Source organism: Pandoraea vervacti, assembly GCF_000934605.2.
Classification (GTDB): domain Bacteria; phylum Pseudomonadota; class Gammaproteobacteria; order Burkholderiales; family Burkholderiaceae; genus Pandoraea; species Pandoraea vervacti.
The window spans coordinates 4,302,817-4,318,608 of the sequence record NZ_CP010897.2 but is presented as its reverse complement, the minus strand read 5'-3'; the positions used below and the strand labels follow the sequence as shown (position 1 = coordinate 4,318,608).

Sequence of the window (15,792 nt, the reverse complement as noted above, 5' to 3'; positions counted from 1 at the left end):
TTTCGTGTCAGGAACACCGGAAGACATCTCCGGTGCTCACGCCGCCTGGATTAGAAGCGGTGACGGATACCCGTGCCGACGACGGTTTGCGAGCTGGTCGACGACATACCGCCGGCAGCGCCGACACCAGCCGCCAGGCCCGTGCCTTCGTTGTCGGAGATGTGCTGGTACGAACCCGTCAGGTACACATCGGTGCGCTTCGACAGACGGTAGTCAGCTTGCAGCGTAACGGTGTGGAACTTCGGCTTCTTGTCCGTCGAATCTTGCTTGGCCATCGTGTACACGTACGCGGCCGAAAGCGAGACTGCCGGGGTCAGCATGTAGCGACCGTTGACTTCGAAGTTGTCGAACTTCAGGCCGTCGTTAGCGAACGACACAGCAGTGCTGTTGTAGTTCAGGCCCGTCAGACCTTGCAGTTGGGTGTGGGTGTACACCAGGCCGACCGTTGCCGGGCCGAAGGCGTAGTTACCACCGATACCCCAGACGCGTTGCTTCGACGACTGGAACACCGAGTCACCGCTAGCCGACGTATCGACTGCGCCGGTGGCGTTGTTGTTACCCGGATTGCCTTGGCGCTCCAAGTAAGCAGCAGCGACCGTGAACGGGCCGTTAGCGTAGTTCACGCCAGCGCTGAACGCACGGTTGTTGGCGAAGTCGCCAGCCTTGTTCGAGAAGCCATACAGGCCGCCGAAGGTCAGGCCGTTGTAGTTGGCGCTCGAGTACTTGACCGAGTTGTTCACACGGAACGAGTTGTTCGTGTTGTCGTTGTCATACGGGTGCGAAGCGATCGTGCCGCCGAACGACGAACCGTTCAGGGTCAACGGTGCGAGGTAATCAACCAGCGAGTCGTACTGACGGCCGATCGTCACAGCGCCGAAGCGATCGTTCTGCAGGCCGACGAAGGCTTGACGACCGAACATGCGGTTGCCTTGCAGCGACGAGCCGTTAGCGATCGAGAAACCGTTTTCCAGCACGAAGATGGCCTTGTTACCGCCACCCAGGTCTTCCGAGCCCTTCAGGCCCCAACGGCTGCCGTTGACCAGACCGCTCGTTGCACGGAAGTTCTTCGAACCCGAAGCACCAACGGTGTTGGTCGAGTTGCTCGTGTAAGCGATGCCGGCGTCGATCAAGCCGTACAGGGTGACGCTGCTTTGTGCGTGCGCGGTCATCGAGAACGCGCCGACAACGGCCGCGGCAAGAAGAGTTTTTTTCATGGTTTAAGCTCCAGTAACGTGACACGAATCGCAGAATTCGCGTGTAAACAGAACGCGGCGAAACAGAACATGTCGAGGTGACGATGTGTCACTCGCGGACCCGAACAGCTATCGGCACTGCTCTGTTGACAGGGGGCAGTGTATGAGTCGATGTGACTCCCGCCTATTTCAGAATCCGCAAGAATCTATTTCAGATATGAAAAGAATCTGCGCGACGCGTTGTAAAGCATTGTCTGGCAAGGGATTGGCTTGATTAAGCGTAGGTGAGAAATCACCCTGCAAGCGAAGTTTGTTGCGCCCGGAACACAGTGTGCCGTGCAAGCGAAAGCGCGTGCGAAGCGTTGCCAGCACACGTTTTGCGCGCGACATGCATGTTTCGTTTTGGTTCCGTCGGTGACGAATCGCAACGGATGAGGGTGTCGCGCACATCGCGCATCGAATAAAAACGGTGTGTGAATGGCAATGCGAGGGCGGCATCGTTCGACAGGCCATCACCTTGGCGCAGCCCGTTCCGATACACGGTGTCGGTTATCGCTATACCAATGGCAACGTGAGAGATGTGCTGCGTCGTGTCGGTGCGCTGCCACGTCGCTGACATGTGACCAACGTACACGCGCGCAATGTGCCGAATCCGAGAAGTCGGCAAGCGTGTGAATTTCCTGCGTGCCAAAAAGTGCTTTATTGATGGGGTTTTACGGACTATTGCGAGTCGCCGAATAATTCATTGCGTCGAATGATGACAATGAATTCGAGAGGCAGACCTATACTACGTTCCGCGAGAAGTAGACTTTTGCGTTGAGTGAAAAGTCTCCAAACCTTGGCGCGGCCTCATCGGCCGCGCTTTTTTTTGCTCGTCATTTTCGTACGCCGGTGGATGGGGGATGTGGCGTCAGGCGTAGTGACCCGTCGTGAGTGCCTCGCCGCAATCGCGCACGTGCGGAATGCTCAACTGCTTGAGCTTCCGATACAGCGATGCACGACAGAAACCGAGCGTGCGCGCCGCCGCAGAAATATTCCAGCGATGTTGTGCGAGGGCCTGCAAAATGCGCTCGCGCTCCGAGTCCTGGCGGTCATCGTGCAGGCGATGGGTGGCGTGCAACGTATGAAGGCGCGTCGCACAGACCGTTTCCGTCTCACCTGCCTCGTCGTCGCGACGCAGGGTCGTCGCCACACGCAAGGGCGTTGCGTGCGGGGCGGCTGCCTGCAAAAACTCCGGCGGCAAATCGTTCACGCACAGCGTCTCGCCGCTCATTACCGCACACGCATAACGCAGCGTCGCGCGCATCTGACGCAGGTTACCCGGCCATGCGTGCATGAGCAGCCGCGAGAGGGCGTCGGGCGACACGCGCGTGAGCGCCTGATCGACGGATAGTCCGGCCCACTCGTCGCACAGCATGCGCGCGATCAGCTCGGTCTTGTCGTCGCGCTCGCGCAGCGTAGGCAACGTCAACACGCCCACGGCAATCCGGTAGTAGAGGTCTTCACGGAATGTGCCCTGTGCCACGGCGTCTGCAAGATCCTGGTGCGTCGCGCAGATCAGTTGCACGTCGACCGGCACCGGCTGGCTCGCCCCCAGCGGTGTCACTTCGCGCTCCGATAGCACGCGTAGCAGGCGCGTTTGCAAGGCAAACGGCATGTCGCCGATTTCGTCAAGAAAGAGCGTGCCGCCATCGGCTTGCTGCAACTTCCCTTTCATCCCGCCGGGCAATGCGCCGGAAAATGCGCCGCGCTGATAACCGAACAACTCGCTCTCCACGAGATGCTCCGGCAGCGAAGCGGTGTTGATCGCGACGAACGATTGCGCGCGCCGTTCGCTATAAGCATGCAGCGCGCGCGCCAGGAATTCCTTGCCGGTTCCCGTTTCGCCGAGAATCAGCACCGGCAGTCCCCGGTCGACGAAGCGCTTGCCGCGCGCGAGCAGATCGCGCATGCGCGCGTCGGTGCCGCAGAGATCGTCGATGTCGAGGTAGTCGGGGCGCCACTGACGTGCGTTTGCCGTCAGATGCGCCGTGGGGGCGGCCACAGGCGGCACACGTACGATGCGCTCGGCAAGCGCGGCAATGTTGCTGAACGGGGGATTGGGTTTGGCTGCGCCAAGGGGGCTGGCGTGGCCGACAGGTCGAGCGGGGGCGTGCGCTACAGCAAGGTGAGCGGGCATGACTTGTCTCCTTCTCGTATCGGTACGAAAGGGGCGCCGTCGGTGGCTTGTGGCCTGGCGATTCCTGACGTCTCTTTATGTCGCGACCGGCTCGGGTGGCCAACCGCCAAAGCAGGATACGACCGACGAGTCATAACATCCAATACAATATTGATGCGCCAATAATACCTTTGGGGTATCAAATGATCGAGTTGCGCCATTTCCAGTACTTCGTGGTCCTCGCCCAGACGCTTCACTTCGGTCGTGCAGCCCAGCAATTGCACATCTCGCAGCCGCCCCTGTCACGCCAGATCGCGTTGATGGAGGCCGAACTGGGCGTGCAGTTGTTCGAGCGGACGAATCGCAGCGTGCGGCTCACGCGCGCCGGCACGCGCTTCTATCAGGACGCGGTCGAAATCCTCAACTCGGTCGATCGGGCGCGCCGTAACGTGGTGGCGGCGAGTCGGGGAGAAGACGGGGCGATCACCGTCGGCTTCATGATGTCCTCGGCGTACAACATTCTCCCGGCGCTCACGCGCACGTATGCCGCAGCGTACTCGCGCGTCGACATGAAGCTGGCGGAGACCTTGCCCAATCTGCTCGCGGAGTCCGTGCGCGCGGGGCAGACCGACGTCGGCATCATGTATCGCCCGGAGGATTTGACCGGTCTCGATACGGCGACGGTCTTTCGCGAGGAGATGGTGGCGGTCATTCCCCGCACACACGCGCTGGCGAAGGTGCGGGTGCTCGACGCGGCGCAACTGGCCGAAGAATCGTTCGTGAGCATTCCGCGCGAGATCGCGCCGCTCGTCTATGACCTGATCGTCACGCACTGCCGTCGCTCGGGCTTTTCGCCGCACATCCGGCTCGAAACCAACTTGCAGCAGACGATCATCAACCTCGTGGGCGAAGGGCTGGGCGTGGCGATGGTGCCGATGTCCATGAGCAGCGCGAGCGCGTCGGGCAACGCCGTGTTCAAGCCGCTCAGGAACGCACCCGTGGCCGAGGTGGCGCTGCTATGGAGCCGGGATAACCACAACCCTTGCGTGGCGACGTTCGTGGACAATGCGCGCAGCGTGTGGCGCGAGATGCAGCGTGCGCCGGGGGCGCGACTGGTGCCGGACCTGCCGGACACCCGACTTCAATAGACGTTGGGGGAGCGGGGCGCAAGCGCGCAGGGGAAGCCGACGGCAGATACCGTCGGCGTGTGTCGTCAGATTTCCAGAATGCCGGCGGCGACGAAGCCGCCATCGACCGGCAGGATGTGCCCGGTCACGTACGACGCGTCGTCCGACGCGAGAAAGCTCACGGCGCCGGCAATCTCACCGGGCTGGCCGTAGCGTCCGAGCGGCGTCGTCTCCGTGTAGTGGCGACGCGAAACGTCCGAATGCAACACCTTCGTGAGCGGCGTATCGATGGGGCCCGGCGCGATCCCGTTGGCCGTGATGCCGAACGGCGCGAGTTCGATGGCCATCTGGCGCGTGAGCCCGATCACGGCCGCCTTCGAGGTGCCGTATGCCGTGCGCCCGGCGCTCGCCAGAATGCCCGCCACCGACGCCAGATTGATGATGCGCCCCCAACGCTGCTCACGCATGAGACGCGCCGCATGCTGGCCGCATAGCAGCGTGCCGGTCAGGTTCACGTTCATCACCTGATGCCAGTGGTCGAGCGGGTAGTCGAGAAACGGATAGGTCTTGGCGATCCCGGCGTTGTTGACGAGTACGTCGCAGCGGCCGTGCCGTTTCGCGATCTGCGCGAAGCCGTCGGCAATCGACGCTTCCTCTCCCACATTCATCCCCAGCGCCCACGCCTTGCCACCCGACGCGGTGAGCGCTGCGGCCGTCTCCGCGGCCGCCCCTTCGTTGAGGTCGGCCACCACCACGGTCATACCATCCTTTACCAATCGTTCGCAGATGGCGGCGCCAATGCCCATACCGCCGCCCGTGACTACTGCTACCTTCTCAGTCATGCTATGGACTCCTAAATTTACTGATAGCTACAACACGGGCTCCACCGCCCGCTGTGCGGCGGAGCCCGTCGATGAAAAGCGCTAAGTGACTTGCCTTATTTCAGGAAACCGATCGAGATCCAGGGGATGAACACCACCACGAGCAGGGCAACGAGCAGCGCGCCCATGTAGGTCCACATCCGGTTGAACACCTTGTCGGGCGATGTCTTGCCGATGGCGCACGCAGCGTAGAAGCCCACACCGAGCGGCGGTGCGAACAGGCCCATGCCCATCGACAGGATCACGACCATGGCGTAATGCACGTCGTGAATGCCGAGCGAGCGGGCGACCGGGAACAGCAGCGGTCCGAACAGCACGATGGCCGGAATGCCTTCGAGCACGCTGCCCAGCACGATGAACACGACCATGGAAATGAGCAGGAAGCCGACTTGTCCGCCCGGCACACCGTGCATCAGGCCGACCAGCTTGGCGGAGAAGCCCGATTGCGTGAGCGCCCAGGCCATGGCGGTGGCCATGCCGATAATCAGCAGGATCGCGCCGGACAGGGCCGCAGTCTCGGTCAGCAGCGGATAGAGACGCTTGAAGTTCAGGTGCTTCTTGAAGGCGTGAACGATCAGGCCGATGACGATCGTATAGGCAATGCCGATGGTCGAGACTTCCGTAGCGGTCGCCGCGCCTTCGATCACGGCCGTGCGGATGAGGACCGGCAGCGCGAGCGCGGGCAATGCCACGATGAACGTCTTGCCGATCACGCCCCACGGCGCACGACGCGCCGCATTCGGCGCTTCCTTGCGCGAACGCGCGAAGCACACCACGACGATGGCGAGCGTGGCGATCACCGCCGGCAGCAGGCCGCCGACGAATAGCGCGGTGATCGACACGCCGCACACGGCGCCGATGGTGATGAGCACGAGACTCGGCGGAATCGTCTCCGTCATGGCCCCCGTGGCGGAGAGCAGGGCGACGAGGTCTTCCTGCTTCGAGCCGCGACGCTGCATTTCAGGGAAAAGCGCCGGGGCGACCGCCGCCATGTCGGCGGCCTTCGACCCCGAGATACCCGAGACGAGGAACATCGCGCCGAGCAGCACATACTGAAGGCCGCCGCGCACGTGACCGAGCAGCGAGGCCATGAATTCGATCAGGCTGCGCGCCAGCCCGCTCATTTCGATGAGTGCGCCGAGCAGCACAAACAGCGGTACCGACAACAGCACGAGGCCGGACATGCCCTCGTCCATGCGGCTCACCACGATCTGCAAGGGGGCGTCGGTGACCAGCGCCAGATAGCCGAGCGTGGCCGAGCCGAAGGCGAAGGCGATCGGAATGCCGCCCGCCACACATGCCCCCACGATCAGCACGAAGAAGATGAGCAGGTTGTAGTTGCCCATGGCGATGAGCGCGGGGCGTCCGAGCCAGAGCGCTGCGCCGAGCGCCGCGACGAACAGCACGCCCAGACCGAACTGACGCAGGCTGGAGCAGCGCGCCATGCGCGAGATGGCCGCGATGAGCATCAGCGCCGCGCCTACCGGCAGGGCGGCCGCGCGTATCCCGTCCGGCACTTCGAGCGCGGGTGTGGTGATGTCCATCTGTTCGATGGCATGCGTGTAGGCCGGCATGATGATGAGCGCGACGAACACACATACCGTGAGCGCGGCCATGGTCTGGAACCAGTCGCGCCAGGCCGCAGGGAGTTTGTTGACGATGGCGGACAGACGCATGTGTTCGCCCCGGTCGAGGGCGAGCACGGCGCCGAGCATCGATAGCCAGATGAAGAGGATCTGCGCGAGCTCGTCCGACCAGGTGAGCGGATTGTCGAACCCGTAACGCGAGACCACGCCCGCGAGCAGGATGAAAGTCTCCGCCACCACCAGCAGCACGGCAGCCGCTTCGGTGACTTTCATCACCGCGCGGTTGACGTGGCAGAAGAGGCGGGCGAGCGCGTGCGTCGGCTCGGCCGTCATCGTCAACGTTTCCATTTACGCGAGCTTCCCTGTGTACTTTTCCAACATGGCCCATGCCTCGTCGCCGAACTTCTTGTGCCATTCGGCATAGAAGCCCGCCGCGCGCAGCTTGTCGCGGAATTGCTCGTTGTTCGGTGCGTTGAACACGAGACCCTTCTGCTTGAGCTCGGCGGTCACGCCTTCATTGAGCTTGCGCACGTCCTCACGTTGCGCCACGGCGGCAGCGTTCACGTTGGCGGTGACGATGTCCTGCAAGTCCTTCGGCAGCTTTTCCCACTTCTGCTTGTTGGCGAGGAACCAGAAGCCGTCCCACATGTGGTTCGTCATCGACACGTACTTCTGCACCTCGTACAGCTTGGCCGTGGTCAGCAGCGCGAGCGGGTTTTCCTGCGCCTCGACGATGTGCGTCTGCAAGGCCGAATACACTTCGGCGAAGTTGATCGATGTCGGCGACGAGTCGAACGCCTTGAACATCGAAGTCCACAACGGGCTGGTCGGCACGCGAATCTTCAGGCCTTTGAGGTCCGCGGGCGAGTTGATTGGGCGATTGCTCGTGGTGATCTGGCGGTAACCGTTCTCCCAGATCTTGTCGAACGCGAACACCGACGTCTTCGCGATCTGCCCGCGCACGTGCTTGCCGAGATCGCCGTCCATGGCCGCCCAGACCTGGCTGTAGTCCTTGAACGCGAAGCCCACGCCCGAGATCTGGGCGGCAGGCACGAGCGTGCCGAGAATCAGCGGCGAGAGCGTGAAGAAGTCGATCGCACCCGAGCGGATCTGGCTCAGCATGTCGCTGTCGGAGCCGAGCTGGTTGTTCGGATAGATCTGGAAGTCGACCCGGCCCTTCGACTGTTCCGCGATCTTCTGCGCCATTTCCTTGGCGCGAATGTTCATCGGATGGCTGACGGGCAGATTATTGGCGAACTTCAGCGTGAATTCGGCGGCGTGGGCTTGCGTCTGGTACAACCCCGTAGCGGCAGCGGCCGACGTGGCGGCCACGACCTTGATGAAGTGGCGGCGATCCATGGTGCTCATACTGCATGTCTCCTGATTATAGGTTTGGTGACTGCGTGTGAAGCGCGGGACAGGCAGGCGTGTTGCCTTGCAATGTTCCGGCCAGCTCGGAGGGCGATTCGCGAGAGTCTCGCTGGGTGTTGAAGGTTCGGCTCGCAAGCGGCTGGGTAATCTTACGCAAATCGAATGCCAGTTCGGGGCCCGAACGGGAAAACCCTTACGTTGTTAAGCACTAGTGAAATCCCGTGTTCCTCACGACACGGTTTTCACCAGATACAACAAGGCTTCGCGCCGCACAGACCGGCGCCCGCGAGTTTTGCTGCATGTGCGAAGCATGCTTGGCGTTCCGAAAGAAGGGGGTGTGACACCTGTCGCATTTGGCCGGTGGGCTGCGACACCTGTCGCATCGTGGTGCGCGCGCGGTGCGACAAGTGTCGCAGTCATTGCGCAATGCGAATTCTTGTTGCGGCACAGCAAAGGAAAGTCTCGCGGCATGCGGAAAAATTCGCTTGATGGGGGGGGGAATCCCGCTTTACGCTTGCGTCAATTGCGAATGCACCACAAGTGCATGAGACCTGACGAACTCGCAAGGGAACTCGCAACGACGACTGACCGAGCCGCCGATGTCGCCGACAACGCGGTGCAGCGCGCGTGTTGACGGTCGCTTTGCAGAACTGGCATCGAAATTGCTCACCGGAGTCTGGATGACCCCATTTTTCCGGAGACACTTCATGGTTGCTGCATGCCTTACCGGCTGGGCCCACTCCCAGTTCGGCAAACTCGATAACGTCGACGCCGAAGTCCTGCTCGCCGACGTCGCTCAGGCCGCATTGGACGACGCGGGCCTCTCGCCCGAGCAGATCGATTCGATCCACGTCGGCACGTTCAACGGCGGTTTTCTGTATCAGGACTTCCCGTCCTCGCTCGTCTTCAACCGCATTCCCGGCCTGCGCTTCAAACCCGCCACGCGCTACGAGAATGCCTGCGCCACGGGCTCCGCCGCCGTGCATGGCGGACTGCAATCCATTGAGGCAGGCAAGGCCACGCACGTGCTGGTGATCGGCTTCGAGAAGATGACCGAGCTGGCCACGCCGCAAGTCGGCGAGGTGTTGCTCAAGTGTTCGTATGCGCGTGAGGAAGCCGGCATTCCCGGCGGCTTTGCCGGCGTGTTCGGCACCATTGCGCAGGCGTACTTCGAGCGCTACGGCGACCAGTCCGACGCGCTCGCCCGCATTGCCGCCAAGAACCATCGCAACGGCAGTGTGAATCCGTATGCGCACATGCGGCGCGACTTCGGCTACGACTTCTGCCGCAACGTCTCCGAGAAGAATCCGTTCGTGGCCGGCCCGCTCAAGCGTACCGATTGCTCGATGGTGTCCGACGGCGCGGCCGCGCTCGTGATCTCCAAGGCCGACGTCGCCCGCACGATGCCCAAGTCGGTGGGTTTTCGCGCGGCCGTGCAGGTCAACGATTACCTGCCGCTCTCGCGCCGCGATCCGCTGGCGTTCGAAGGCGGTCAGCATGCGTGGCGTCAGGCGCTGGGCGTGGCCGGGGTGTCGCTCAAGGACCTTTCGCTGGTCGAGACCCACGATTGCTTCACCATTGCCGAGCTCATCGAGTACGAGGCGATGGGACTGGCCAAGCCCGGACAAGGCGCGAGCGTGCTGGCCGAAGGACTGACGGAAAAGAACGGCCTGCTGCCGGTCAATCCGTCGGGCGGCCTGAAGGCGAAGGGGCATCCTGTGGGCGCGACAGGCGTGTCGATGCACGTGATGGCCGCGATGCAACTGACCGGCACGGCCGGGGAGATGCAGATTCCCGGCGCGAAGCTCGCGGGCGTCTTCAACATGGGCGGCGCGGCAGTGGCGAACTACGTGAGCATTCTCGAAGCACGCTGAGTGCATACAGGAGACAAGAGATGCTCAAGAAGGTCATGAACCTCGGTCGTCTGCTGGCCGACGTCGCTCGCCGTCATCCGGACGAACCCGGCCTGATCGTCGGCGACAAGGTCACGACGTGGGGCGAGATCGACGCCCGCGTCAACGCCGCCGTCGACGCGCTGCGCAAGCTCGGTGTCGGCAAGGGCGACAAGCTGCTGGTGCATTCGCGCAACAACCTGCCGATCTTCGAGAGTGCGTGGATCGCCTTTCGCCTGGGCGCAGTGTGGGTGCCGACGAACTTTCGTATTACCGCCCCGGAAGCCGAGTATCTGGGCCAGTCGAGTGGCGCCTGCGTCATGATCTACGACGTGGGCTTCGAGGGCCATGTCGACGCGGTGCGTGCCGCGTCGCCGGCATTGCGGCATGTGATTGCGCTGGGCGCGCCGCGCGAAGGCGAACTGCATTACGAGACGCTGGTGGCAGAACATCTCGGGGCGCCGGGCTATGAGGCGGAGGTCGAGTACGAAGATCCGCTCTGGTTCTTCTACACGTCGGGCACGACCGGCCATCCGAAGGCCGGCGTGCTCTCGCACGGTCAGATGGCCTTTGTCGTCACCAATCACCTGGCCGACCTCATGCCGGGCATCACGTACCGCAGTCGTTCGATGGTCGTGGCGCCGCTCTCGCACGGCGCAGGCATTCACGCCATCGTCAACACGGCGCGCGGGGCGGCCAGCGTGCTGCTGCCGGGCGAGAAGATGGACGCCGCGCAGGTCTGGCAGGCGATCGAGCGTCATCGGGTGGACAACATGTTCACGGTGCCGACCATCGTCAAGATGCTCGTCGAAGACCCCGCCGTCGACCAGTACGACCATAGTTCCTTGCGCTTCGTGATCTATGCGGGCGCGCCGATGTATCGCGCCGATCAGAAATACGCGTTGCAAAAGCTCGGACGCGTGCTGGTGCAGTACTACGGCCTCGGGGAAGTCACCGGCAACATCACTGTGCTGCCGCCGTGGTTGCACACCGATGACGACGACGCGCCCGATGCCCGCGTGGGTACCTGCGGGTTGCCGCGCACGGGCATGGAAGTGGCGATCCTGGACGAGCAGGGGCAGCGTCAGCCTCCCTTCGCGTCGGGCGAGATTTGCGTGCGCGGGCCGGCGGTCTTCATGGGGTATCACAATAATCCGGACGCCAATGCCAAGGCGTTCAAGGACGACTGGTTTCACACCGGCGACCTCGGCCATGTGGATGCACAGGGGTTCCTGTACATCACGGGCCGCGCGTCGGACATGTATATCTCGGGCGGCTCGAACGTCTATCCGCGCGAGATCGAGGAAGCGCTGCTCACTCACCCGTGCGTGTCGGAGTGCGCCGTGCTCGGCGTGCCCGACCCCAAGTGGGGCGAGAGCGGGCTCGCGGTGGTGGTCGCCCGGGAAGGCATGGCTGCACAGGCCGATGAACTGCTCGGGCATCTCGAAGCGCGTATCGCACGCTACAAGTGGCCGCGTCGCTTCGTGTTCTGGAGTGCCATGCCCAAGTCGGGCTACGGCAAGATCGTGAAAAAGCAAATCAAGACGATGCTCGAAGAGCAAGGAGACTATCGACTATGAAACCTGCGCTTTCACGGGTCTATCGACATGCAGGCGTCCCCACGTTACCCCGTGTGGAAGACTGTGTGCTGAGCGGGCAGCACGAACTGCGCGTGACGATCCGGTCTGGTGCGAATCTCGGCGAGTCCATACGCGCGGCGTTATCCCGCTATGCGTACGGTGGCGGCGTCGGGCGTTTCTGTGCGGGTACCGCGCGCGGTCTGCGGTATCACATGATCGAGAATACGACGGATGCGGAGCGCCCGTTCGGGTACGGCGCGCCAGTCGACGAGCTGCGCGAGGTCGATCTGATCGGCGGCTCGCTCACCGTGGGCCGAACCTCCGACGGCGCGACGCTGCTGCATTGCCACGCGGGGTTCTCCGACCCTGGCGGGGAGTTGCATGGCGGGCACCTGATTCTCGATCACACCTGGGCCGGTGACGAGCCCGTGGTGATCCGTCTGTGTCTGTTCGAGCATGGTGGTTATGTGACGGGCGACGATGAGGAAACGCGGTTTCATCTGCTGCGTCCGGTGGCGGGAGATCTCTCATGAGCGTGGCGCTGGATGTTCCCGTAGCCATCGAGAATGGCACATTGGGCAGGTTGGTGGTGGCGCGTCTGAAGCCGAATCAGGATCTGACCGAGAGCATCGAGGCGCTGTGCGCCGAACATGCGATTGCGCGGGCCATCGTGCGCGGTGCGGTCGGCAGTCTGATCGATGCACGGCTGGCGTTCCGCTCGGGCGATGGCTGGCGCGAGCAACTGGTGAGCGGCCCCGGCGTCGAGATCCTCAACGTGTTCGGCGAGGTCGATGCGAGGCCCGACGCCGACAATGGGGTGCCGATGCTCCATGGCATGGTGGCGGACACCGAGGGCCGCATGTTCGCCGGACGCTTCGTGCGCGGCGGCAACCTGTCTTTCATCACCATCGAGGTGACGTTGCAGGAGTGGTTGCCGGCCTGAGTGTTGCGCAATGTCCCTGAAATCAGCGACCGGGCAGGTTGATGGCAATGGGGAGTCTGCGGACTCCCCATTGCTTTTTCGACGCCTGCCGTGAGCGGCTGGCCGGTTATGCAACGCTCGGCTGCACCAGCCCGTCTTCGCGGAACATGTGCTTGATACCGCGCACGGCCTGTCGGATGCGCGACTCGTTTTCGATCAACGCGAAACGCACGTACTCGTCGCCGTATTCGCCGAAACCGATGCCGGGCGAGACCGACACCTTGGCCTGCGCGAGCAGCTTCTTGGCGAATTCGAGCGAGCCGAGGGCACGATACGGCTCGGGAATACGCGCCCAGATGTACATCGACGCCTTCGGCAGATCGACGGACCAGCCCGCTTCCGTCAGGCCCTTGTAGAGCACGTCGCGGCGGCGCTGGTATTGCGCGCGAATTTCCTCGACGCATGTCTGATCGCCTTCCAGTGCGGCGATGGCGGCGACCTGAACCGGCGTGAACGTGCCGTAGTCGTGATAGCTCTTGATGCGCGCGAGCGCGGCGACCAGTTCCGGATTGCCGACCATGAAGCCGATACGCCAGCCAGCCATGTTGTAGCTCTTCGACAGCGTGAAGAACTCGACGCACACGTCCTGCGCGCCGGGCACCTGCATGATCGACGGCGCCTGATAGCCGTCGTACACGATGTCGGCATAAGCCAGATCGTGCACCACGAGAATGTCGTGCTTGCGTGCGAGATCGACGACACGCTCGAAAAATTCGAGTTCGACGCACTGCGCCGTGGGGTTCGACGGAAAGCCGAGAATGATCATCTTCGGCTTCGGATGGCTCTCGCGGATGCCGCGTTCGAGTTCGGTGAAGAAGTCGATCCCCGGCGTCATCGGCACGGAGCGGATGTTTGCGCCCGCGATGACTGCGCCGTAGATGTGAATCGGATACGACGGATTCGGCACGAGCACCGTGTCGCCCTGATCCAGCGTGGCGAGCATCAGGTGAGCGAGGCCTTCCTTCGAACCGATGGTGACGATGGCTTCGCGCTCCGGATCGAGTTCGACGTCGTAGCGATCCTTGTACCAGCGCGTGATGGCGCGACGCAGACGCGGAATGCCGCGCGAGGTCGAATAGCCATGCGTGTCGGGGCGTTGTGCGACTTCGACGAGCTTGCTGACGATATGCGGCGGCGTGGCCCCGTCGGGATTGCCCATCGACAGGTCGATGATGTCCTCGCCGCGACGGCGTGCGGCCATCTTCAGTTCGGCGGTGATGTTGAAAACGTACGGGGGAAGACGATTGATGCGCGCAAAGCTGCGCGAGCCCTGAGAGCTGGACATGATGAACCCTGGAACGTAAGCGCCCGGAACCGTCCGAGCGACGCCGGTGTGCTGGCCACACCGTGACGGCGACTGTAGCGCGACGCCGCTCGCTTGCGCAAGTGATTTTTACGTCACGTGCGACGCGACGACGTCGCCTCCGACTCGGCTTCCGCGAGGACGGCCTTGAGTGCCGAGATACACGTGTCGATCTCGGTGCGTTCGATGACGAGCGGCGGCGCGAGGCGCAGCACCGTCGAGCGCGTTTCCTTCGCCAGCACGCGACGGCGCAGCATGCGCAGCGACAGGTCGTGGGCATCCGCGCGTGCCGGGTCGATTTCGATCCCGGCCCATAGCCCGCGTCCGCGCACTTCCCGAATGAGCGGCGAATGCATCGCGTGCAGGCGGGACAGCAGATATTCCCCCATTTCCGCGCTTCTGCCCGGCAGGTCTTCGTCCGCCATGACGTCGAGCGCTTCGAGCGCGACGGCGGCGGCCAGTGCATTGCCGCCGAAGGTCGAGCCGTGGCTGCCGGGCTCGAACAGATCGATGATGTCGCGTCTCGCCACGAACGCGGACACGGGCAACAGGCCGCCTCCGAGGGCTTTGCCGAGCATGATGCCGTCGGGCACGATGCCTTCGTGCTGGTAGGCGAACCATCGACCGGTGCGCCCCAGCCCGGACTGAATTTCGTCGAGCAGCATGAGGACGTTTTGCGCCGTGCAGAGTTGCCGCAGCGCCTTGAGAAAGCCGTCGGGCGGCACGACGATGCCGCCTTCGCCCTGAATTGTCTCGAAGAGCACGGCGCAGGTGTTGGGCGTGATGGCGGCGCGCACAGCCTCGATGTCGCCGAAGGGCACACGCACGAAGCCGGGGGCGAACGGGCCGAAGTCGGCGCGATACGCCGGCTCGGAAGAGAAGCCGACGATGGTGGTGGTGCGTCCGTGGAAATTGCCGTCGGCGACGATGATTTCCGCCTTTTCCGCCGGAATGCGCTTGACGCTGTAACCCCAGCGCCGGGCGGCCTTGATGGCGGTCTCGACGGCTTCGGCGCCGGTGTTCATGGGCAGAGCGCCGCCGAGGGCGGTGAGGTCGCACAGACGCTCGAGAAAAGCGCCGAGCCGGTCGGTATGGAAAGCCCGCGAGACGACGGCGAGTCGCTGGGCCTGCGCGGTAAGCGCGGCCACCAGACGCGGATGCGCGTGACCGTGGCTGACGGCGGAATAGGCGCTCATCATGTCGAGATAGCGGTTGCCCTCGACGTCCCAGACCCAGACGCCCTTGGCATGCGAGAGCACAACGGGCAGGGGTGAGTAGTTATGCGCACCAAAGCGTTGTTCGCGTTCGATCTCGTTCATGAGCGCGTTCCTCCACGTATGGAGTCTAGATGCGAACGCGATGTCACGCAAAGGGGGACAACTCCCGAAGCCGGGTCGATGAAAATGGCATGCGCGTGCGCTATAATCGCCGATTCCTCGAATGCGACGTGAGTGTGCCTCACGGTGCCGGGGATTTCTCCGGCAGCGATATCCGATCGCCGCCACCGCTGCATGACGGTTGTTACTGAATTACGCACTGCCCATAGCTCAGTTGGATAGAGCATCGGCCTTCTAAGCCGACGGTCGGGGGTTCGAATCCCTCTGGGCAGGCCATCTACATCAGGCGCACCGCTTCACCCCATCTTCCGCCCCCATCGAAGACCATCGACCCGCGGGCAAAACGGATATCATCGGTTCACGGCAACGTTCCAGTCGCCAA

Annotated in this window: 12 protein-coding genes and 1 tRNA gene; 6 read left to right on the top strand and 7 right to left on the bottom strand. The window is 63.1% G+C overall.

Annotated features, from left to right (window positions below; translation table 11 throughout):
* Nucleotides 1–50: 50 nt before the first annotated feature.
* A complete protein-coding gene (locus tag UC34_RS18740; RefSeq protein ID WP_044456752.1) occupies nt 51–1,214 on the bottom strand; it encodes a porin in 1,164 nt (387 codons plus the stop codon).
* 889 nt (nt 1,215–2,103) lie between these two features.
* Nucleotides 2,104–3,372 (bottom strand): sigma-54-dependent Fis family transcriptional regulator, encoded by a 1,269-nt coding sequence (locus UC34_RS18730; protein WP_084070808.1) that lies wholly within the window; start codon nt 3,370–3,372, stop codon nt 2,104–2,106.
* 182 nt (nt 3,373–3,554) lie between these two features.
* Between UC34_RS18730 and UC34_RS18725 the strand changes: the two genes are divergently transcribed.
* On the top strand, nt 3,555–4,499 hold the full coding sequence (locus UC34_RS18725) for a LysR family transcriptional regulator (RefSeq protein ID WP_044456750.1): 945 nt from the start codon (nt 3,555–3,557) through the stop codon (nt 4,497–4,499).
* A 65-nt stretch (nt 4,500–4,564) separates the two neighbouring features.
* Here the strand turns inward: UC34_RS18725 and UC34_RS18720 are convergent, their stop codons facing one another.
* The 3 genes from UC34_RS18720 to UC34_RS18710 all read right to left on the bottom strand — a co-directional run bounded on the left by UC34_RS18720 (nt 4,565) and on the right by UC34_RS18710 (nt 8,313).
* On the bottom strand, nt 4,565–5,320 hold the full coding sequence (locus UC34_RS18720; protein ID WP_044456749.1) for an SDR family NAD(P)-dependent oxidoreductase: 756 nt from the start codon (nt 5,318–5,320) through the stop codon (nt 4,565–4,567).
* A gap of 95 nt (nt 5,321–5,415) precedes the next feature.
* Nucleotides 5,416–7,278, bottom strand: coding sequence for a TRAP transporter large permease (locus UC34_RS18715; RefSeq protein ID WP_044458392.1), 1,863 nt, complete (start codon nt 7,276–7,278; stop codon nt 5,416–5,418).
* A 15-nt stretch (nt 7,279–7,293) separates the two neighbouring features.
* Nucleotides 7,294–8,313: a TRAP transporter substrate-binding protein gene (locus UC34_RS18710; RefSeq protein WP_044456748.1), complete on the bottom strand. Its 1,020-nt coding sequence runs from the start codon at nt 8,311–8,313 to the stop codon at nt 7,294–7,296.
* Nucleotides 8,314–9,023: 710 nt separating this feature from the next.
* Here UC34_RS18710 and UC34_RS18705 point away from each other — a divergent pair.
* Genes UC34_RS18705 through UC34_RS18690 form a run of 4 tightly spaced genes read left to right on the top strand, consistent with a single transcriptional unit; the run spans nt 9,024 to nt 12,731 of the window.
* Entirely contained in the window at nt 9,024–10,190 is a 1,167-nt protein-coding gene (locus UC34_RS18705) for an acetyl-CoA acetyltransferase (RefSeq protein WP_044456747.1), read from the top strand.
* A gap of 20 nt (nt 10,191–10,210) precedes the next feature.
* Complete coding sequence (locus UC34_RS18700; protein WP_157123238.1) at nt 10,211–11,788, top strand: acyl-CoA synthetase; 1,578 nt, start codon at nt 10,211–10,213, stop codon at nt 11,786–11,788.
* On the top strand, nt 11,785–12,321 hold the full coding sequence (locus UC34_RS18695; RefSeq protein WP_044456746.1) for a PPC domain-containing DNA-binding protein: 537 nt from the start codon (nt 11,785–11,787) through the stop codon (nt 12,319–12,321). Before UC34_RS18700 ends, UC34_RS18695 begins: the two co-directional genes overlap by 4 nt.
* Complete coding sequence (locus tag UC34_RS18690) at nt 12,318–12,731, top strand: PPC domain-containing DNA-binding protein (protein WP_044456745.1); 414 nt, start codon at nt 12,318–12,320, stop codon at nt 12,729–12,731. The genes UC34_RS18695 and UC34_RS18690 overlap by 4 nt, the downstream gene beginning before the upstream one ends.
* Nucleotides 12,732–12,837: 106 nt before the next feature.
* On the opposite strand, the gene alaC is transcribed toward UC34_RS18690, so the two are convergent.
* Nucleotides 12,838–14,055, bottom strand: coding sequence for an alanine transaminase (gene alaC / locus UC34_RS18685; RefSeq protein WP_044456744.1), 1,218 nt, complete (start codon nt 14,053–14,055; stop codon nt 12,838–12,840).
* Between the two features lie 113 nt (nt 14,056–14,168).
* Nucleotides 14,169–15,392: an ornithine--oxo-acid transaminase gene (gene rocD, locus UC34_RS18680; protein ID WP_044456743.1), complete on the bottom strand. Its 1,224-nt coding sequence runs from the start codon at nt 15,390–15,392 to the stop codon at nt 14,169–14,171.
* Nucleotides 15,393–15,609: 217 nt separating this feature from the next.
* Here rocD and UC34_RS18675 point away from each other — a divergent pair.
* Nucleotides 15,610–15,686: transfer RNA gene (locus UC34_RS18675), tRNA-Arg, on the top strand.
* Nucleotides 15,687–15,792: the final 106 nt, after the last annotated feature.